This is a genomic window from Candidatus Pelagibacter sp. Uisw_106 (assembly GCF_047724975.1).
In the GTDB taxonomy this organism is placed as follows: domain Bacteria; phylum Pseudomonadota; class Alphaproteobacteria; order Pelagibacterales; family Pelagibacteraceae; genus Pelagibacter.
In genome coordinates this window covers 658,190-677,209 of record NZ_CP159819.1, presented here as the reverse complement: position 1 = coordinate 677,209, position 19,020 = coordinate 658,190, and the positions used below count along the sequence as shown (strand labels likewise).

Here is a 19,020-nt window from a genome sequence, read left to right as displayed (position 1 = left end):
TTTTATACTTAAGTGATAGTTTGCCGACATATTTAATTACCACATGACAATTGATCTTAAAACAATAAAGCATATATCTAAATTATCAAGAATCTCAGTTGATGATGCAAAAGCTAATAAATTAGCTGGTGATCTTAACTCTATATTTGATTTCATTGAAAAATTGAATGAACTTAATACTGACAATGTTGAGCCTTTAACCTCAGTTGCAGAAACCACATTAAAATTGAGAGCTGATGAGGTTAAAAGTGAAAATATAAGAGATCAAATATTAAAAAACTCACCAGAAGAAAATGAAGATTTTTTTGTTGTACCAAGGGTTGTTGAATAATGTCAGATATTACCTCACTCACTTTAACTGAATTAGTTAAAAATATTAAAGATAAAAAAATTTCTTCAGAAGAAACTACTAAAGCTTTTATTGATAGAGGAGAAAAGTCTAGAGATTTAAATACTTACATAACAGAAGATTTTTCTAATGCACTTGAGAAAGCTAAAAGTTTTGATCAAAAACCTAATTTTGATTTAAAGCTTCCTGGTGTTCCAATGGCAGTTAAAGATTTATTTTGTACAAAAGATGTAAAAACTACAGCAGGTAGTAAAATTTTAAATAATTTCATTCCACCGTACGAGTCTACTGTTACTCAAAATATTTGGAATGAAGGTGCAATATTACTTGGTAAGTTAAATTGTGATGAATTTGCAATGGGCTCATCTAATGAAACTAGTTTTTTTGGAAATGTACAAAGTCCAATAGATAAAGGTTTAGTTCCAGGAGGCTCTTCAGGAGGCTCTGCATCAGCTCTAGCAGCTAATTTAACGCCTATTACAATTGGAACTGATACTGGTGGCTCTATTAGACAGCCTGCTTCATTTACAGGTACTGTTGGATTAAAGCCAACCTATGGAAGCTGTTCAAGATATGGAATTGTTGCTTTTGCTTCTTCATTAGATCAAGCAGGGCCAATGTCTAAAGATGTAAAAGATTGTGCGTTACTTCAAGAAATAATTAGCACTTATGATGAAAAAGATTCAACATCAATTGATTTCAAAAGAAATGAGTACAGCAAAGAATTAACAAACAATATCAAAGGTAAGAAAATTGGTATTCCAAAAGAATATAGAGTTGATGGAATGCCAAAAGAGATAGAAGATTTATGGACTAAGGGAATTGAGTATGCAAAAGATTGTGGTGCTGAAATTGTTGATATTTCATTGCCTCATACAAATTATGCTTTACCTGCTTATTATATAGTAGCCCCAGCTGAAGCTTCTTCAAACTTAGCTAGATATGATGGCGTTAAGTATGGTTTTAGATATAAAGGTGAAAACCTTATTGATATGTATGAAAAAACAAGATCTGAAGGTTTTGGTAACGAAGTTCAAAGAAGAATAATGATAGGAACATATGTTTTATCCTCTGGTTATTATGATGCTTATTATCTAAAGGCACAAAAAGTTAGAAAATTAATTAAAAATGATTTTGATGAAGCTTACAAGAAAGTTGATGCAATTTTAACCCCATCAACACCAAGTGCTGCTTTTAAAATTGGGGAAAAAACTAATGACCCAGTTTCAATGTATTTAAATGATATATTCACAGTTCCAGTTAACTTAGCTGGATTACCTGCAATTTCTATTCCAGCAGGTGTGGATCCTATGGGTTACCCTTTAGGATTACAAATTATTGGAAAAGCTTTTGATGAACAAAATATTTTAAATATTGCTTATGCCATGGAAGAGAAAATCAAGTTTAAAAATAAAATTACTGATTGGTGGATTAAATAGATGACTAAAGATAATTCAGAATATTTAATCGAAAGATATGATAATGTTTACGAAGTGGTAATCGGTCTTGAAGTTCATGCGCAAGTTACATCAAATTCAAAATTATTTTCATCTTCATCAACCACTTTTGGTGCTGAACCTAATACGCAAGTAAGTTTAGTTGATGCTGCATTTCCAGGAATGCTTCCAGTTATTAATGAGTACTGTGTAAAACAAGCAATTAAAACAGGTATAGGTTTAAGAGCTCAAATTAACAAAAGATCAGTTTTTGATAGAAAAAATTATTTTTACGCAGACCTTCCACAGGGTTATCAAATTTCACAGTTTAAATATCCAATAGTAGGAGAGGGTACAGTTGTACTTGATATGGCTCATGGCCAAAAAGAAGTTGGTATAGAAAGATTACACCTAGAACAAGATGCTGGAAAAAGTATTCACGATATGGATCCACAAAATACATTGGTTGATTTAAATAGATCTGGTGTAGCTTTAATGGAAATTGTTAGTAAACCAGACATGAGAACTCCAGATGAAGTTAGTGCTTATGTTAAAAAATTAAGATCTATTATGAGATATCTTGGTACGTGTGATGGAAACATGCAGGAAGGTTCTTTAAGAGCTGACGTTAATATTTCTGTTAGAATTAAAGGTTCTGATAAACTTGGAACTCGTTGTGAGATTAAAAATGTTAATTCAATCAAATTTATGCAAATGGCTATTGATTATGAAGCTAATAGACAAGTTGATTTAATCGAAGAGGGTAAAACAATCGATCAAGAAACAAGATTATTTGATACTAAAAAAAATGAAACAAGATCAATGAGATCTAAAGAAGATGCTCATGATTATCGATATTTTCCAGATCCAGATTTATTACCATTAGAAGTAACTGATGAATTTATTGAACAATTAAAAGCAGATATCCCAGAATTACCAGACGATAAGAAAAAAAGATTTATTGATGAATTTAAAGTCTCTGCTTACGAGGCTACAATATTAGTATCTGACATTGATACAGCAAAATATTTTGAAGAAGTTGTCGCTAAAATGGGCAAAAACCGAGATATGAAATTAGCTGTTAACTGGATTACAGGTGAATTGTTTGCTGTTTTAAATAATAAAAATTTAGAAATTACACAAAGTCCAATAAGTGCAAAAAATTTGGCAAAGTTAATTAATCTAATTAAGAATGGAACAATTTCTGGAAAAATAGCTAAAACAATATTTGAATTAATGATGGATGGAGACATAGATCCACAAGTAATTGTTGAAGAAAAAGGTTTAAAACAAGAAAGTGACCCTAAAGCATTAGAAGCTTTAATTGATAAGATTATCAATGATAACAGGGAAAAAGCTATTGAATATAAGAATGGTAAAGAAAAACTGTTTGGTTTCTTTGTAGGACAAGCAATGAAAGCTTCAAGTGGTAAAGCTAACCCTCAATTAATAAATGAGATATTAAAGAAGAAACTTTAATATCATGGGTAAGAACCTTGAAATTACTGAAAAACTTGAAAAATATATAAATAATTTTAGTTTAAAGTTAAATCCCATTCAGCAAGAAATAATTGATCATAACAATACACTTGGTGATGTTAAGAGAATGCAAGTAGCAATATCTCAATGTCATTTTCTTCATTTAATTATAAAAACTTCTAATATCAAAACTGTACTTGAGATTGGAACTTTTACTGGGTTAAGTGCGCTTTCAATTGCTCTGGCATTACCAGAGGATGGCAAACTTACAGCGCTAGATAAAGACGAAGAGACTAACAAGATAGCAGTAAGTTTTTTTAAAAAAGCTAATCAGGATAATAAAATTCAAACAATTGTTAAACCTGCATTAGATAGTTTGGAAAGGTTAAAGAATGATAAATTTGATATGGTTTTTATTGATGCTGATAAAATGAACTATAAGGAATATTACGAAAGATCACTGAAGTTATTAGTTAAAGGTGGATTGATTATTGTAGACAATGTTTTATGGCATGGTGAAGTTGCTGATGAAGGTAATTTAGATAAATATACAATAAATATCAGAGATTTTAATACTTATGTTGCAAACGATAAAAGAGTGGAACAAATCATTGTACCATTAGGCGATGGAATGACTGTTTGTAGATTGTTATAATGTTTGGTGTATTTGGTTTTTACAAATTTAAAAAACTTACCTCTTTAAAAAAAAATAAGATTTTACTACAGGATTTTTTAATCAAAAAAAATATCCGAGGAACAATAATTATAGCTAGTGAAGGAGTAAATGCAACAATCTCTGGGAAAGCTAGCGATCTAAAGTCAACTATCACAAAGATTAAAAAGATATTAGATTTTAAAAAGTTTGATAGTGAAAATACTTCAAAAAGTAAATTTCAACCGTTTCATAAACCGAAAGTTAAGATTAAAAAAGAAGTAGTTCCAATGGGTCTTTCTTTATCATCAAAAAATAAAAAAGATAATCATATAGATCCTAATAAATGGAATAAGTTGATTGGTGATAAAGAAACATTAGTTTTAGATTCAAGAAAACCATTTGAGTATAATGTTGGAACTTTTAAAAGATCTGTTAATCCTGATGTTGATAATTTTAGAGAATTTCCAAAATACTTAAATAAACTAAAAAAAACAAAGCTAATTGCAATGTTTTGTACTGGTGGAATAAGATGTGAGAAAGCTTCAGTATTTTTAGAAAAAAAAGGCTTTAAAAATGTTTATCAATTAAAAGGTGGAATTTTAAATTACTTAAAAAATGTTAAGAAAAAAGAAAGTCTATGGGATGGGGAATGCTTTGTTTTTGATAACAGAATCAGTGTTAAACATGGATTGGTAACTGGCACATACTCAATATGCAGTGGATGTAGAAAACCTGTTTCACTAAAAGATAAGAAGTCTAAAAAATATGAGGAGGGTGTTTCATGTGTAAACTGTCATGATAATTTAACTCAAACTCAAAAAGAGAGATTTCGAATGAGACAAAAGCAAATAAACCTTGCTAAAAAGAGCGGTTCAAAGCATATATTTCAAAAAGAATTTAAATAGGAAAAACAATTGTCTAAAACCATAAATTTAACCAAAGATCCAATTTGGTCACTACTTAAAAAAGTAACTATTCCAGCTAGTGTCGGTTCTTTGTTTCAAACATTCTATAATTTGGTTGATACATGGTTTGCGGGTAGAATTTCTGCAGAAGCTATAAGTGCAATCGCTAAATCATTTCCAATTTATTTTGTCATCATTGCTGTTGGTGTTGGTATTGGTGCTGCAACGAATTCTTGTATTGGTAATTTATTAGGTGCTAAGAAAATTAATAAAGCATCACTATTTATTGCTCAATCAGTAATTTTTGCATTGGTCACTTCAGTTGTTGTTACTTTATTTGGATTAAATGCTTCTAATTTTCTCTTGGGTGTTATGGGATCTGATGCTGCTGGTATTGCTTTGACCAGAGAATATTTAGATATAATTTTTTACGGAACCTTTATAGTTATGATCCAAATCTCTTTAAATGGAGCTTCTGAATGCACAGGGAGACACTAAGAGTTATAGAAATGTTCTTATCTTTAGTTTCTTTTTAAATATTTTTTTAAATCCATTATTTATCTGGGGATACGGAATTGTTCCAGCTTACGGTATAGGTGGCCTTGCTATAGCAACTGTTATCGCTCAATCTATTGGTACAATTTATTTAGCTTACAAAATTAACTCGTGTAAATTAAGAAAATATTTATCTATTAAATGCTTTATTCCTAAATTTATTCTTCTTAAAGAATTGTTCTCTCAAGCAATGCCAATAATGATTAGTATGTTGTTTATTGGTGTAGGTATTTTTAATATTTTATATTTTATTGGGCAATTCGGTGATCTTGCAACAGCGGGTTATGGTGCAGCTTTAAGAGTTGAGCAAGTTTTCTTACTTCCAGTAATTGGTTTAAATACAGCAGTACTTTCTATTGGTGGACAAAATTTTGGTGCTAAAAATTATAACCGTATTAGAGAGCTTTATACTAAGGCATTATTTTTTGGATCTTCATTCATGGCTGTAGCAGGTGTAGTTTTATTTTTTGGAGCAGAATTTTTTGTATCTCAATTTACAGATAATGCAGAAGCCATTTATCATGGGGCTATATATTTAAAAATTGCTGCATTAATAGCTCCTATTTATCCTGTGTTCTTTATTACAACGGCAGTTTTTCAGGCACTTAAAAAGCCAGTTTACAGTCTTTACTTAAGCGTTCTAAGATTAACCGCATTCCCTTTCTTATCATTGTGGTATGTAATTAATATAAGAGGTGGAGATTATGCAGATATTTTTTACACCATCATGGCAACCAATTGGTTTATGGGTATTGCAGTAATCATCTTTATTGGATACTTTTTAAATAATGTTTTTAAACAAAAGAAAAGCCATTTTACTTATTAGTGGCTCAGCACTAATATTTATTTTAACTATTAATCAGGTTAAATCTCAAACAATCAAAATTGTTGATGGAGATACAATTCATCTTAACGGAGAAAAAATTAGATTTACTGGAATAGATACACCTGAATTGAAACAAAGTTGTCTTAAAGAAGGTATTAAAGTTTTTTGTGGTGTTACAGCAAAGCAAATTCTTATTGATAAAATTGGAAATAATAATGTTGAATGTATTAGTGAAGGAAAAGATCAATACAAAAGAACACTAGCAGAATGTTTTGTTAATAATGAAAGCCTATCAAGCTATTTAGTTAAAAGTGGCTATGCATTTGCGTACAGAAGATATTCAAAAAAGTTTGTAAGTGATGAAGATTATGCAAGAATCAATAAAATAGGCATGTGGTCTATGGAGTTTGACTACCCTTGGGATTATAGAAAATCTAAGAAAAATTAAAGTTAGAAGGGTAGTTCTGTTACCCGGTGCCCCGGACCGTGCTTTTATAATCCTTATTTTGCAATAAAGTTGATGCAACTTAATCTAGAAACTAGCAGAATTTCAATTGAAATTGCGACGCTATCGCGACGTATAAATGTGTGCTAGCTTATTGGTTCATGAAAAAGATTCTTAAGATTTTAGTCCTAGGATTATTATTAACTGGCTGTGTTGCAGTTGGTAAGCAAACGCTAGAAGTTGATAACAAAATATCAGATCCAAAAGTTATTGCGGTTAACGTAACTAATGGTGGCCCCTGGATGAGAGAAGTTGAAAGAAGATTAAAACAATCAGGTTTTAAAGTTTTAAGAGCAGCAAGTACCAATGAGGCAATTGAGGTATCTGGAAAAAAATTGATAAAATACAATGAGGCAACTACTCGATACTTTTTAAGAATTGAAGCTGCAGCACCCACTTCATTTGCACACAGATGTTTTGGAGGAGGCTTTAATTTCGATTATATCTATGGAGATCTGGTTGATTTACAAACAAATGAAACAATAGCCTCAATTGAATCAAGAGGTTATTCTGAAGGTTGCCAACCACTAGCTGGTAAAATTTACACAAACATAACAAAGATGGTTGTTGATTCATGGGAATAGAGCACTTTAAGATAAAAAAGATTTTAGGGATCGTGGTTCTGGGTTTGTTGTGGTGTAACATTAGTCTTACTGATGAAAAGCCAGGAAGATTTTTTGAAGATCAGCCCGATGTAACGGATAATTATCAAATTCATTTTATTTATATGCTTACAGCAAGTGATAAAGATCGTGAATTAGACATTAATGGAAAAATTGAAGAATATGCAGATAAAATGAATAAACTTCATGAAAGTTTTAGTAAAAAAACAAAAGGCTCCTCTGGTGCTAAAAAATATAAATATGATTATAGGGAAGATGGTAAACTTGATGTTTCTTTCATTCGATTAGACAGAAAACGTAAAGAGCTTCACAAACATATCAATGAAAATTATAGTGGCTGGTTGTGGGCTAATGGATTTAACAATCCAAAAAAGATTTATTTTACCTTTGCTGATGTAAAAAGTCGAGATGGTGGTGAAGGGGGAGTTGGTATGGCTACAATGTTTTTAAAAAGCAAATACAATAAAAAAATAGACAATATGATCCGTACAGCAGTTCATGAAATGCATCATGCTAAAGGCGGTGGATTTAATTGTGTGAAAGGCATGGGTAAAAATGCTCACTGGTCTGGATCTCAAGACACGCCTTCAAAACAAATGTTTTTTGGTAAAGCTTATGCTCATGATATTGAAGGATGTCCCAAAGGGGAAGATTCAGTTTATTTAACACCTACATCCGAAAATCCATACGACCCTTTTAAACTTATATGTCAAAATGAATGGGGGAAATACAATCATCCAAAATTAGTTAAAGCTAGAGAACAGCAAGCTAAAGATTTAAAAAACGGCAAGTGGAATTATAGATCTGGTGGTTCAGGCTGTAAATTTTCTTACTGGGATCAACAATCAGGAAAAATGAAAATTTTTAACGATCAAATAGCAAAATCTTTTTATCAAGGCAATTAAATAATGAAAAAACTTTTAGGGATCGTGGTTCTTTGCTTGTTACTGAGCAGTAATGTTAATTCTAAAACAATAGTGGTTAAAGCTAATCCAGAAAAAGGTTTTAATTTTCCTTATTTGTTAAAAACTTCAAAAAAAACTTCAGATGCAAAAAATTTAATTGTTGAGTCAAATAACACTGGTAACGGTAAATCAATAAAAGATATGACTAGTAAAGCTAAAAAGTCTCTAGGTTGGGTTTTGGGTTCTGATATTGCAAAAAAATTAAATTTCCCTTTATTAATGCCTGTTTTTCCATTCGCTACTAAAGAAATTGAAAAAGATCTACCCAATTTAAAATGGCATTATTATTTTCCACAATTAGATAGCGACACTATAAAAATAAATAATGATAAATACAAAAGAATTGATTTGCAGTTAATTGCCATGATTGACGATGCAAGAGAAAGATTGTTGAAAGAAAATAATCAAAGTATAAATGAAAAGGTTATTTTTACTGGTTTTTCATCATCCTCTCTATTTGCAGCAAGATTTACTTTTTTAAATCCAGACAGAGTATCAGTTGCAGTTGGTGGAGGAATAGGAGGTTTGCTACCTGTTCCAGCTGATAAAATTAATGGAATTGAAACTATATACCCTATTGGAACGTATGATTTTGTAAAAATTACTGGAAAAAAATTTAATCTAGAAGAATACAAAAATACACCTCAATTTTACTGGCAAGGAACAAAAGATAAATCAAATCCATTTAGGAAAGGTGCTGAAGATTTAACAGATAAAGAGTTTGGAATAGTAAAAAAACTTTTTGTAGATGGGCTACCTTTTGCATCAAGTCCTGTTTCTTTAGAAGTTAATACTGTGATGTGGAAAAATTCTCAAAAATATATAAATCAAGTTGTAGATAATGTTAAATTTGAAAGCCCAAAAAAATTAGGACATCATATAGATAATAAAATGCTACTTAAAAGTGTTAAATTCATAAAAGAAAACTTAAATTAGGATTAATTTATAAATTGTGCCACAAGTGTGCCAAAGGTCTACTTAAGGAATAATCATCATTATATATAAAGAGAAGTAGGTGAGTATGAAGGGGCGTTCTGTTACCCGGTGCCCTAGATTACCTACTTACACTCTGTCACGGATAAAGTTTACTGTTTTAATTCTTGTTAATTAATTTTGATTTATATGAAAGAAGAAATTTATTAAATCATGAAAATTAAAGAAATACATAAAGATCTGAAAAAACAAGTCAATATTGCTGAAAAAGAAAGAAAATCAAAAAGAGGCCAAAAAACTTGGTATGATTTAAGAACACTAAAAAAACTTAAATTAACCATGAAAGATAAGCTTTCAAAAATAATTTAAACGTTAATCGATATTATTAACTAAGCTCAAGATAAAGAATGTTGTTACCTAGTATCTCAGAATCTTAACTAACCTCTATTTAGTTAATCTTAAAAAGTTTTTCACCTAGAGGACTGATTGGGTCCTGAGGTGTAGGTTTGATTTTAGTTTTTTCCTCAACAATACTTAATAGTTTTTTAGCAAGTCCTTGACGTCTAAACATGGGATTAACAAAGATGTATTCAACTTCGGCTGTCTCATTATATCTAACAAAACCAAGTGTAGTATTAATATTTTTAAATGTAATAACACCATCACTTAGATCAACATCATAATTTGTATTATCTAAATTACTCATTAATTATTGCCATCTTGTTCAAGTTTTTTTTCTAATTTTCTTACAAAAAATGAAACAATTAATATTAAAATTAAATACTCTAAAATTAAAAATGTATAAATTTCTAACGGTCTATAAGTTGACACAACTAATTCATTAGCTTTTCTTGTTAAGTCACCAATACCTATAATTGATACTAATGAAGACATCTTTAAGACATATACAAACTGGTTACCTAATGCAGGTAAGATGTTTTTTATTGCTTGTGGAAGGATTACTAATCTTAATCTTTTATAAAAAGTTAACCCTAGTGACGAACCTGCTTCCCACTGTGATTTTTTAATTGAGTTTATACCTGCTCTAAAAATTTCTGCTTGAAAAGCACTCTCACTTATTGCTAGCGCAATTATTCCAGATACAAATGGACTGAAGCTTAATCCAGTCATGATAGGTAGACCGTAATAAATCCATAAAATTAAAACAAGCAGAGGTATTGCTCTTACAATTTCTACATATCCAATATTTATGTATGTTAAAAGTTTATTTTTAGCTAAAGAGGGTATTGCAACAATAAAACCTAAAAATGCAGAAATAATTATAGATATTACTGAGATATAAATAGTTGTTGTTAAACCACTTAGTAAAAATTTTAGGTTAGTTAATCCCTCAACATTATTAGGTGATATAATAAACCACCCCAACTCTTGACCACTACAAGAGTTAAGGGGTAAAATTAAAAGTAAAAAAAGTAAATTTTTCACTCTTAAAGTTATAATGAATTAGAGATTAATATCTAATTTTTTTATAAGCTTTTTAAATTATACTCAGCAAGTAGTTTATTAAAGAAACCAGACGATTTCTTATCCTTAATCCACGCATTAACATAATCATTCCAAACCTGATCATTTTTACCAACCATCATTGCTAAAAAGGCAGGATTTTTCTCTCCATCAGGAACAATTGCTAATTGAGGGTATTTTATAACTAATTTATTGGCCTCAGTTGAGCTTGTAATGTTTCCATCTGCTCTTCCAGCTAATACTTCTTGAAAGTCTCTTGCAGGAGATTCAATTGATTGCAATTTAGACATAGGAAAGAACTCTTTAGCTTTTTCTTCCTGAGATGTTCCTAGGGTTGTAGCAATAGTTACACTTTTATTATTCAAAGAATTCCACGTTGAATATTTTTTTAAATTCTTTTTAAGTACTAGTGGAACAGTTCCATATTTGTAGTATGAATCTGTAAATCCAGCAACTTCTGCTCTTTTTGGAGTTTTAGTTACACTTGTAGAAATATCATATCTTCCTGCAGTAATTCCTGAAACAATAGTTTTCCATTCTGTAGGTACAAAAGTAATTTTTACACCCATATCCTTTGCTAATTCTTGCATAACATCAATATCAAAACCAACATACTTATTAGTAGCTGGATCCTTCATAGTCATTGGATCCCAGTCGCCTGTAGTTCCAACTTTTAACTCACCAGAAGATAAAATTTGGTCAAGTTTAGTTTCTGCGTTAAGAGAGAAGGGTAAAAGTGCTAATAGCACCACAAAGATTATTTTTTTCATATTCCTCATATAACAATAATTTTAACAAATATAAGGTTATAACCTTGACGCACTATCACTCATCCAAGAGTGCAAATGCTCGGAAAAAGAGCGTCTAACAAGTAAATTAACATCATTTATTTCCGTAAGATGGATAATTACATCAATATGCGACAGTATTGTTTGAACAACTGAACCTTTCTTATTTTTAAATTCATTAAAGTTAAAAGGAGATCCAGTGGTAAATAAATCAAAAACTTTACTACCTTTTATATTCAGCATTACAAATTGGTCACTCACATCAGTTACTGCACCTAATTTCACTTTAGATATGTTTTTGATTAATTCATCTTCAACTTGATAAGTATTACTGTCCTCACTCACAGTTTCATTTGATATCAGCATCCATTCATCAGGACTTAACCAAAATGCAGTTAATTGTTCTGTTGATGTAGATGTATTAGCTATAGTAGGTAAGACCATATTAAGATTTTTACCAATAGCTGTAATAAAATTTTTTGTTTTGCCTCTTATGATTAACTTCATAATAGGTTTAATTTCTTTAATCACTAAATCAGAATAAATCACATCACCTTTAATAGAAGTTTTATAATTAAGCATTTAACCTCACATTTTCTTTATCAAAAAAAACAGGATCAACAATTGTTACATTAATATTTTTATCTTCCATTGGAATAAATAATTTTTGACCTAGCATATTTTTACCACCTCTAACTACGGCTAGTGCAATTGATTTATTTAAATTGGGGCTATAGTAACTTGACGTTACATGACCTAACATTTCAATTGGTTTTAAACTTGTGTTAGTAATTATCTGAGCTCCTTCTTCTAAAACTTCATTTGGATTATCTGTCACTAAACCTACTAATTGTTTTCTATCTTCTTTCATGGTGTCTGACCTATAAAGAGATCTTTTACCAATAAAGTCATATTTCTTTTTACTAACAATCCAATCCATTTGTAAATCTATGGGTGTCATTGTTGCATCTGTATCTTGGCCAACAATAATAAATCCTTTTTCAGCTCTTAATAAGTGCATTGTTTCAGTACCGTAAGGAGTAATGTTAAACTCTTCACCTACTTCCATGCACTTTTTCCATAAGTCTTCACCATAGTTTGCCTGAATATTGATTTCATAACTATGCTCGCCTGTAAAACTTATACGCATAATCCTACATTTAATATTATCAATTTTTGCATTCTTGAAAGACATGTGTGGAAAGTTTTCATCAGAAATATCAAGGTCAGGTATTAATTTATTTAAAATTTTTTTACTATTTGGCCCACAGATACTAGCTGTTGCATAATGATCAGTTACAGATGACAAGTAAACATCTAACTCAGGCCATTCTGTTTGAAGGTAATCTTCTAATTTTTCCAATACATTTGCAGCACCACCAGTTGTTGTTGTCATGAGGTAGTGATTTTCATCAAGTCTAGTTGTGACCCCATCATCATAAACCATACCATCTTCATTAAGCATTAAACCATAACGACATTTTCCTATGGCTAGTTTTGACCATGCATTTGTATAAACTCTATTTAAAAATTCTGAAGCATCAGTTCCTTGAATATCAATTTTACCAAGCGTTGAAGCATCTAATATACCAGCACTATTTCTTGCAGCTTTACTTTCTCTTTGAACTGCATCATGCATAATTTCACTATTTTTTGGATAGTACCAAGCTCTTTTCCATTGACCTACATTTTCAAATTCAGCTTTGTTTTCTATATGCCAGTCATTCATTGGAGTTCTTCTAAATGTATCAAAATATTCACCAACATTTCGCCCAACGATTGTTCCAAATGTTAAAGGTGTATATGGGGGCCTAAACGTTGTAGTTCCAAGTTCACCCATCTTAACACCAGCGGTTTCTGCAATAATACCAAGGGCATGCATGTTACCAAGCTTACCTTGATCTGTACCCATTCCTGTTGTTGTGTATCTTTTTACATGTTCAATTGATCTGAAACCCTCTCTTAGAGCAAGTTTAATATCTTTTGCAGTCGCATCGTTTTGATAGTCAACGAAAGGTTTTGTTTTTCCTAAAACCTTATCAGATGGTAGTAGCCAAATAGTTCTAATCTCATTATCTTTAGGACAATTTATTTCTAAATTATCAAATTCGGTTTCATTTATATTTAAAAATTCTTTTAAAGATTTCGTAGAATTTTTTATAATATCATCTAATTCAAAATCCCCATTACTTGAGCCAATGCTAATTTGATCAGAAGGGTATATATCAGGAATAAAAACTTGGTCTTTTTCTCTAAATCTTAACTTGCCTCCAGATTGAGTAAACAAATGAACAGCTGGTGTCCATCCACCAGCAATAGCTAGACAATCACAATCAAGTTCTATTTTCTCCTGGTTAGCAAAAGATTGCCCGTCTCTTGATAATTCCATTATCGTAATTTTATTAATTTTTTTATAACCTTCTGTATCAACAACCGTGTGTGATCTATAAATTTTAATCCCTAAATTTTCAGCTTCTTTAGTAAATACAGTATTAGATTGTTTTCTAATATCTATAATAGCTTCAACTTTAATACCTTTTTTATTTAATGAAATTGCACTTTCATAAGCAGTATCATTATTGGTAAAAAATATATTTTTTTGACCAGTTGCAACACCATAATAATCTACATATTTTTTAACTGCAGATGAAAGCATAATACCTGGTCTGTCATTATTATTAAAGACTAGAGGTCTTTCTAAAGAGCCAGTAGCAACAATAACTTTTTTAGCTCTAATTTTTAATAACCTTTGTCTTATCTTTTTATTTTTTTCATTTTTAGGAAGGTGATCAGTTAAATTTTCTCTTGCTAATAAATAATTGTATCCATGATAAGCGGCAACACTAGTTCTTGTTTTAATTTCTAGGTTTTCAATATTTTTTAATTCATTAATTTCATTTTCTAACCAAGTAGAAGAATTTTGATCATTTATTTTTACATGTTCTGAGTTTTGGAAAATTGTAGATCCTCCAATTTCATTTTTTTCATCAAGTAATAAAGTTTTTAAATTATTTTTAGCAGCAGTTTTTGCGGCCATAATTCCACTAATACCAGCACCAATTACCAAAACATCACAATGAATATATTTATGATCATATATGTCAGGGTCAGGCTCTGTTGGAGATTTTCCTAGTCCAGCTGAATGTCTTATAACATATTCATACTTTTCCCAAAAGTTAGCAGGCCACATAAAAGTTTTGTAATAAAAACCAGCAGGTAGAAGAGGGGATAAGAAATTATTTATACCTCCAATATCAAAGTCAACACTAGGCCAACAATTTTGACTAGTCGCCTCAAGACCGTGATATATCTCAAGTTCTGTTGCTCTAACATTTGGTTCTGTTAGCGCTGTATTATTATTAACTTGTACGATTGCATTAGGCTCTTCAGAGCCAGAAGTCATTATTCCACGTGGTCTATGATATTTAAAACTTCTCCCTACCAAATGAATATCATTAGCGAGTAAAGCTGAAGCAAGTGTATCACCTTTGTATCCAAAATAAGATTTTCTATTGAATTTAAAAGAAACTCTAGAGGTTTCATCAATATATTTACTGGTTGTAACTCTTAAATTTTTTATCATTAAACTACTTTACAGGAGGTTTTTCACCTATTTTATATACGGACTTAATTTTGTCATTAGAAGTATCTCTGACCATGTTGAACCATTTTCTACAACCATGAGCATGGTTCCATCTTTCAAATTGAATACCTTTAATATTTTTTCTCATAAATAAATATTCCGCCCATTCATCATCGCTTAGTTCTGTAGGTTGTTTAGGTCTTTCAATATGTGCTTCACCACCAGCTTTAAATTCACTTTGTTCACGTTCACCACAAAAAGGACAAGTAATTAAAAACATTAGTGAGCTACCGCCGCTGCACCATGTTCATCAACAAGGTCTCCACTAATAAATCTATTTAAATTAAATGCTGCATTTAATTTATGTGGTTCATCGTTTGCTATTGTGTGAGCGAATAAATCACCCGATCCAGGTGTTGCTTTAAATCCTCCAGTTCCCCAACCACAATTAAAGTACAAGCCCTTTACAGTTGTTTTACTAATAATAGGACTAGCGTCTGGGCAGATATCTACTATTCCACCCCATTGTCGAAGCATTCTCATTCTACTAAAAATTGGATAAAGTTCTAAGATTGCATTCAATGTACCCTCAACAATATCATGACTGCCTTTTTGTGAATAAGAAATATAATCATCAGTACCAGCACCTATTACAAGTTCACCTTTGTCAGACTGACTAACATAAGCATGAACAGCGTTAGACATTACCACTGTATCAATAATTGGTTTAACTGGCTCTGAAACTAGAGCTTGAAGAGGTTTACTCTCTAAAGGCAACCTTAAGCCTGCCATATTCGCTAATACACTTGAATGACCAGCTGCAACTACTCCAACTTTTTTAGTTTTTATAAAACCTTTTGTTGTTTCAATGCCTTCTACTTCATCACCGTTTCTTTTAATTCCTTTAACTTCACAATTTTGAATTATATCTACTCCCATTTCATCTGCACCCCTAGCATATCCCCAAGCAACAGCATCATGTCTTGCGGTACCAGCTCTTCTTTGCAAAGTTCCACCTAGTACGGGGTATCTAATATTTTGTGAAGTATTAATGATAGGACAAAATTTTTTAACTTCTTCCGTGTTTAAGTAAACTGCATCTATGCCATTTAATCTATTAGCATGCGTTCTTCTTTTTAAATCCCTAACGTCTTGTAAGTTATGTGCAAGATTCATTACACCTCTTTGACTAAACATTACATTGTAATTTATTTCTTGAGATAAACCTTCCCATAATTTTAATGCATGATCATAAAGACCAGCGCTAGCATCCCATAAATAATTGGATCGTATAATTGTAGTATTTCTTCCTGTATTACCACCACCAATCCAGCCTTTTTCTACAACAGCAATATTTTTCATATTATGTTTTTTTGCTAAATAATACGCAGTTGCTAAACCATGACCACCACCACCAATAATAACTGCATCATATTCTTTTTTTATAGTGGGATCTTTCCAGGCTTTTTGCCAATTTTCATGATAGGAAAAAGCATTTTTGACTAATGAGAATATTGAATACTTGTTTTTCATAATATTATTCAAGAATTACTTTATAAATATTGAATATTCAATACAATCGGTTATATCAATGTCGCAGTGGAAGAGTGGGTGAGAGGCTGAAACCAGTCGTTTGCTAAATGACCGTGCGGGGAAACTTGTACCGAGGGTTCGAATCCCTCCTCTTCCGCCATTAAAATAAAGGGTGATCTTTAAAAAAGTTCTTCATTTTAATAGGCTTTTTTTCCAAGATATATCTATACACATTATAGTTTTCCATAACACGCTGAACATAATTTCTTGTCTCTTTAAATTTAATTAATTCAACCCAATCTACAAAATCAACTTGTTTTTTTTGTGGGTCTTTATTTATCTTTTTCCAATATTTAACTCTTTTTGGACCAGCGTTATAAGCAGCTGCAGCAAAAGGATAAGCCCCATCATATTGTAAAATTAAACCAGCTATATAATGAGACCCTAGATTAATATTGTATTCAGGATCGGATGTTAATCTTGATTTTGAATAGGGTAACTTTGCCTGTTTGGCAACCAGCTTAGCAGTGTAAGGCATTAATTGCATCAATCCCTGAGCACCAACATGACTGTTTGCTCTCATATCAAACTCACTTTCTTGACGAATAAGAGAAAGAATAAAAGCAGTTTCTGGTATTTTTCTTCCATTAACGTATTCAGGTGTACTTATTATTGGATAGTTAAAATTATTGTGAAATCTTTTTTGATAAGATGCAATCTTTGAAACTTGTATTGCAAAATCATATCTTGATATGTTGGTTGCAAGTTCGGCTGCTAAAATTTCACTTCCACCTTTAATATTATCATTAGCTAAGTGTCTTAATATATTTTTTGTATACCTATCCTTATTTAGCTCATCTAAAAGATGAACAATTTTTACTAATTCTTTTTTATAAAAATATTTTCTATAAGCATCAGGTACAATAGCTTGTTCATCTAACTCAAATGTTTCATTGGGTTTAATTCTTAAAAATGCTAGTTGACCGTAATATGTTGATAAATATTTGGTTGCCTCTTCATACCATTGTTTAGATTGTTCTTTATCACCAATTTTTTCATAAGATCTCCCAAGCCAATAAGCACCACGAGATAAACTAATTGGGTAACTCACATTTTGATAAAAATTATTAAAATGGTCTATTGCTAAAATAGGATCATCTAAAAAGCTTAATGCAATCCAACCACTCATCCATTCAGCGTCTGCATATTCTGGGCCTATGTCCAAAGAATGTTTGCTCGCAACTTTATAAGCTGACTCATATTTCTTCTTATAAATAAGAGCTCGTGTCATTATTGCTCTTTCTTTCCACCACTTGTCTGGTCTAACTAAATAATCTTTATTGTTTGGAACTTTAAATATAATCTCCAAGGAGTCGTCGACTCTTCCTCTTTTTCTTCTCCATTTAAGTCGATCGTAATTTAGTCCAGCATCATTTTTAAGTTTTGTTGGAACATTTTTGATTGCATTATCAACACCATAAGACTTGCTCATTAAAATTTGTCTAGCTGTATAAAGCAACTCATAGTCTTTAGGTAAATATCTTAACATTCTTTTTAAATCCCAAGATTTACCTTCCCAGGCTAAATAATCTGCACGTTTAATATAATCATTTGCATCTAAATATTTTTTGTATTTTTTCCTAAAAAATTTCATATTAGACCTATTTAGATCTGCAGTTATCCAGCCATCTTTAATTAGAGAGGTACCCTTGGTCATATTACCTGTTAATATAAAGCTTTCTCCAAGTATTAGTTTTCCATAACCACTTAATGGTTCCTCAGAATTAAACCAACCTATGATTTTATTTGGTGAGATTTTATTTGTTGAAAGTTTGTGTTCAGCTAAATACCGAATTCTACTTATTCTTGGGTAGTTTTTATTATTTTTTATAAATGTTAAATAGTCATAAAAACTTGCTTGGTTGCCTGTAGTTAGTAAATGTCTCCATTGAATAAAATTATATATAGATTTGTCCTTAGCTTTTTTAGACTGCGATAGTGCTGTTGACCACTGACTTTTTTGCATTGCTGCAATAGATTTTTTTGCAATTCCATAATCTTTTTGACTGTAGTATTTTGACTTACTCTTGACTACTGGTTTGCTCTTTTTAACAACTAAAGGTTTACTTTTAGGAATAAGAAAATTAATTTTTTTTAGATCTTTTTTGACTATTGTAGTTTTAGTTTCCTCTTTTTTTTTGGATGGTTTAGGTTTAGGTTTGGGTTTAAGTATACCCTGTGATATCTTTGCATCCTGAGCCTCTTCATTTAAAAAAGGTTTTTTTAAAGGAATTATTGATACTTCAGCAGCAAATACATTTCCTATTATTATCAAACTTAATAATAGTGATTTTATAAAAAAAAATATTTTTCTGGGCATAAATTTATTAAATGAATCTT

General features: G+C 30.8%; 20 protein-coding genes and 1 tRNA gene. 13 read left to right on the top strand and 8 right to left on the bottom strand.

Annotated features, from left to right (window positions below):
- Positions 1-43 precede the first annotated feature (43 nt).
- From gatC to ABXT45_RS03635, 12 genes are all read left to right on the top strand, one after another.
- Positions 44-331 (top strand): Asp-tRNA(Asn)/Glu-tRNA(Gln) amidotransferase subunit GatC, encoded by a 288-nt coding sequence (gene gatC / locus ABXT45_RS03690; RefSeq protein ID WP_415289690.1) that lies wholly within the window; start codon positions 44-46, stop codon positions 329-331.
- Positions 331-1,788 (top strand): Asp-tRNA(Asn)/Glu-tRNA(Gln) amidotransferase subunit GatA, encoded by a 1,458-nt coding sequence (gene gatA / locus ABXT45_RS03685; RefSeq protein WP_415314418.1) that lies wholly within the window; start codon positions 331-333, stop codon positions 1,786-1,788. Before gatC ends, gatA begins: the two co-directional genes overlap by 1 nt.
- Complete coding sequence (gene gatB, locus ABXT45_RS03680; RefSeq protein WP_415314417.1) at positions 1,789-3,264, top strand: Asp-tRNA(Asn)/Glu-tRNA(Gln) amidotransferase subunit GatB; 1,476 nt, start codon at positions 1,789-1,791, stop codon at positions 3,262-3,264.
- 4 nt (positions 3,265-3,268) lie between these two features.
- A complete protein-coding gene (locus ABXT45_RS03675) occupies positions 3,269-3,919 on the top strand; it encodes an O-methyltransferase (protein ID WP_415314416.1) in 651 nt (216 codons plus the stop codon).
- Positions 3,919-4,824 (top strand): rhodanese-related sulfurtransferase, encoded by a 906-nt coding sequence (locus ABXT45_RS03670; protein ID WP_415314415.1) that lies wholly within the window; start codon positions 3,919-3,921, stop codon positions 4,822-4,824. Before ABXT45_RS03675 ends, ABXT45_RS03670 begins: the two co-directional genes overlap by 1 nt.
- A 9-nt stretch (positions 4,825-4,833) precedes the next feature.
- On the top strand, positions 4,834-5,322 hold the full coding sequence (locus ABXT45_RS03665) for an MATE family efflux transporter (RefSeq protein WP_415314414.1): 489 nt from the start codon (positions 4,834-4,836) through the stop codon (positions 5,320-5,322).
- Positions 5,291-6,205, top strand: coding sequence for an MATE family efflux transporter (locus tag ABXT45_RS03660; RefSeq protein WP_415314413.1), 915 nt, complete (start codon positions 5,291-5,293; stop codon positions 6,203-6,205). The genes ABXT45_RS03665 and ABXT45_RS03660 overlap by 32 nt, the downstream gene beginning before the upstream one ends.
- A complete protein-coding gene (locus ABXT45_RS03655) occupies positions 6,168-6,653 on the top strand; it encodes a thermonuclease family protein (protein ID WP_415314412.1) in 486 nt (161 codons plus the stop codon). Before ABXT45_RS03660 ends, ABXT45_RS03655 begins: the two co-directional genes overlap by 38 nt.
- A gap of 158 nt (positions 6,654-6,811) precedes the next feature.
- Positions 6,812-7,294: a hypothetical protein gene (locus tag ABXT45_RS03650; protein WP_415314411.1), complete on the top strand. Its 483-nt coding sequence runs from the start codon at positions 6,812-6,814 to the stop codon at positions 7,292-7,294.
- Entirely contained in the window at positions 7,285-8,238 is a 954-nt protein-coding gene (locus tag ABXT45_RS03645; protein ID WP_415314410.1) for a hypothetical protein, read from the top strand. The genes ABXT45_RS03650 and ABXT45_RS03645 overlap by 10 nt, the downstream gene beginning before the upstream one ends.
- A 3-nt stretch (positions 8,239-8,241) precedes the next feature.
- The gene (locus ABXT45_RS03640) at positions 8,242-9,234 is read left to right on the top strand and encodes a hypothetical protein (protein ID WP_415314409.1); all 993 of its coding nucleotides are present in this window, start codon (positions 8,242-8,244) and stop codon (positions 9,232-9,234) included.
- A gap of 210 nt (positions 9,235-9,444) precedes the next feature.
- Complete coding sequence (locus ABXT45_RS03635; RefSeq protein WP_415285707.1) at positions 9,445-9,600, top strand: hypothetical protein; 156 nt, start codon at positions 9,445-9,447, stop codon at positions 9,598-9,600.
- A 79-nt stretch (positions 9,601-9,679) separates the two neighbouring features.
- Here the strand turns inward: ABXT45_RS03635 and ABXT45_RS03630 are convergent, their stop codons facing one another.
- From ABXT45_RS03630 to ABXT45_RS03600, 7 genes are read right to left on the bottom strand one after another with little or no spacing between them, the layout of a single operon-like run.
- Positions 9,680-9,937 carry a GNAT family N-acetyltransferase gene (locus ABXT45_RS03630; RefSeq protein WP_415314408.1) on the bottom strand — a complete coding sequence of 86 codons (258 nt, stop codon included), beginning with the start codon at positions 9,935-9,937 and terminating at the stop codon, positions 9,680-9,682.
- Entirely contained in the window at positions 9,937-10,677 is a 741-nt protein-coding gene (locus ABXT45_RS03625; RefSeq protein WP_415314407.1) for an amino acid ABC transporter permease, read from the bottom strand. Before ABXT45_RS03625 ends, ABXT45_RS03630 begins: the two co-directional genes overlap by 1 nt.
- 41 nt (positions 10,678-10,718) lie before the next feature.
- Positions 10,719-11,486, bottom strand: coding sequence for an ABC transporter substrate-binding protein (locus tag ABXT45_RS03620; RefSeq protein ID WP_415314406.1), 768 nt, complete (start codon positions 11,484-11,486; stop codon positions 10,719-10,721).
- 36 nt (positions 11,487-11,522) lie between these two features.
- Positions 11,523-12,086 (bottom strand): sarcosine oxidase subunit gamma, encoded by a 564-nt coding sequence (locus tag ABXT45_RS03615; RefSeq protein WP_415314405.1) that lies wholly within the window; start codon positions 12,084-12,086, stop codon positions 11,523-11,525.
- Positions 12,079-15,087, bottom strand: coding sequence for a sarcosine oxidase subunit alpha family protein (locus ABXT45_RS03610; protein WP_415314404.1), 3,009 nt, complete (start codon positions 15,085-15,087; stop codon positions 12,079-12,081). The genes ABXT45_RS03615 and ABXT45_RS03610 overlap by 8 nt, the downstream gene beginning before the upstream one ends.
- Positions 15,088-15,091: 4 nt before the next feature.
- The gene (locus ABXT45_RS03605) at positions 15,092-15,367 is read right to left on the bottom strand and encodes a sarcosine oxidase subunit delta (protein ID WP_415314403.1); all 276 of its coding nucleotides are present in this window, start codon (positions 15,365-15,367) and stop codon (positions 15,092-15,094) included.
- Entirely contained in the window at positions 15,367-16,620 is a 1,254-nt protein-coding gene (locus ABXT45_RS03600) for a sarcosine oxidase subunit beta family protein (RefSeq protein WP_415314402.1), read from the bottom strand. The genes ABXT45_RS03605 and ABXT45_RS03600 overlap by 1 nt, the downstream gene beginning before the upstream one ends.
- A 68-nt stretch (positions 16,621-16,688) precedes the next feature.
- Here ABXT45_RS03600 and ABXT45_RS03595 point away from each other — a divergent pair.
- A tRNA-Ser gene (locus ABXT45_RS03595) sits at positions 16,689-16,780 on the top strand.
- Here the strand turns inward: ABXT45_RS03595 and ABXT45_RS03590 are convergent.
- Positions 16,781-19,000 (bottom strand): lytic transglycosylase domain-containing protein, encoded by a 2,220-nt coding sequence (locus ABXT45_RS03590; RefSeq protein WP_415314401.1) that lies wholly within the window; start codon positions 18,998-19,000, stop codon positions 16,781-16,783. It abuts the tRNA gene before it with no gap.
- Between the last annotated feature and the right edge of the window lie 20 nt (positions 19,001-19,020).

What these genes read in the sequence shown, in the direction of transcription:
- gatC (WP_415289690.1), top strand. Translation starts at nt 44, where the DNA reads ATGACAATTGATCTTAAAACAATAAAGCATATATCTAAATTATCAAGA.
- gatA (WP_415314418.1), top strand. Translation starts at nt 331, where the DNA reads ATGTCAGATATTACCTCACTCACTTTAACTGAATTAGTTAAAAATATT.
- gatB (WP_415314417.1), top strand. Translation starts at nt 1,789, where the DNA reads ATGACTAAAGATAATTCAGAATATTTAATCGAAAGATATGATAATGTT.
- ABXT45_RS03675 (WP_415314416.1), top strand. Translation starts at nt 3,269, where the DNA reads ATGGGTAAGAACCTTGAAATTACTGAAAAACTTGAAAAATATATAAAT.
- ABXT45_RS03670 (WP_415314415.1), top strand. Translation starts at nt 3,919, where the DNA reads ATGTTTGGTGTATTTGGTTTTTACAAATTTAAAAAACTTACCTCTTTA.
- ABXT45_RS03660 (WP_415314413.1), top strand. Translation starts at nt 5,291, where the DNA reads ATGGAGCTTCTGAATGCACAGGGAGACACTAAGAGTTATAGAAATGTT.
- ABXT45_RS03655 (WP_415314412.1), top strand. Translation starts at nt 6,168, where the DNA reads ATGTTTTTAAACAAAAGAAAAGCCATTTTACTTATTAGTGGCTCAGCA.
- ABXT45_RS03650 (WP_415314411.1), top strand. Translation starts at nt 6,812, where the DNA reads ATGAAAAAGATTCTTAAGATTTTAGTCCTAGGATTATTATTAACTGGC.
- ABXT45_RS03645 (WP_415314410.1), top strand. Translation starts at nt 7,285, where the DNA reads ATGGGAATAGAGCACTTTAAGATAAAAAAGATTTTAGGGATCGTGGTT.
- ABXT45_RS03640 (WP_415314409.1), top strand. Translation starts at nt 8,242, where the DNA reads ATGAAAAAACTTTTAGGGATCGTGGTTCTTTGCTTGTTACTGAGCAGT.
- ABXT45_RS03635 (WP_415285707.1), top strand. Translation starts at nt 9,445, where the DNA reads ATGAAAATTAAAGAAATACATAAAGATCTGAAAAAACAAGTCAATATT.
- ABXT45_RS03630 (WP_415314408.1), bottom strand. Translation starts at nt 9,937, where the DNA reads ATGAGTAATTTAGATAATACAAATTATGATGTTGATCTAAGTGATGGT.
- ABXT45_RS03620 (WP_415314406.1), bottom strand. Translation starts at nt 11,486, where the DNA reads ATGAAAAAAATAATCTTTGTGGTGCTATTAGCACTTTTACCCTTCTCT.
- ABXT45_RS03615 (WP_415314405.1), bottom strand. Translation starts at nt 12,086, where the DNA reads ATGCTTAATTATAAAACTTCTATTAAAGGTGATGTGATTTATTCTGAT.
- ABXT45_RS03610 (WP_415314404.1), bottom strand. Translation starts at nt 15,087, where the DNA reads ATGATAAAAAATTTAAGAGTTACAACCAGTAAATATATTGATGAAACC.
- ABXT45_RS03605 (WP_415314403.1), bottom strand. Translation starts at nt 15,367, where the DNA reads ATGTTTTTAATTACTTGTCCTTTTTGTGGTGAACGTGAACAAAGTGAA.
- ABXT45_RS03600 (WP_415314402.1), bottom strand. Translation starts at nt 16,620, where the DNA reads ATGAAAAACAAGTATTCAATATTCTCATTAGTCAAAAATGCTTTTTCC.
- ABXT45_RS03590 (WP_415314401.1), bottom strand. Translation starts at nt 19,000, where the DNA reads ATGCCCAGAAAAATATTTTTTTTTATAAAATCACTATTATTAAGTTTG.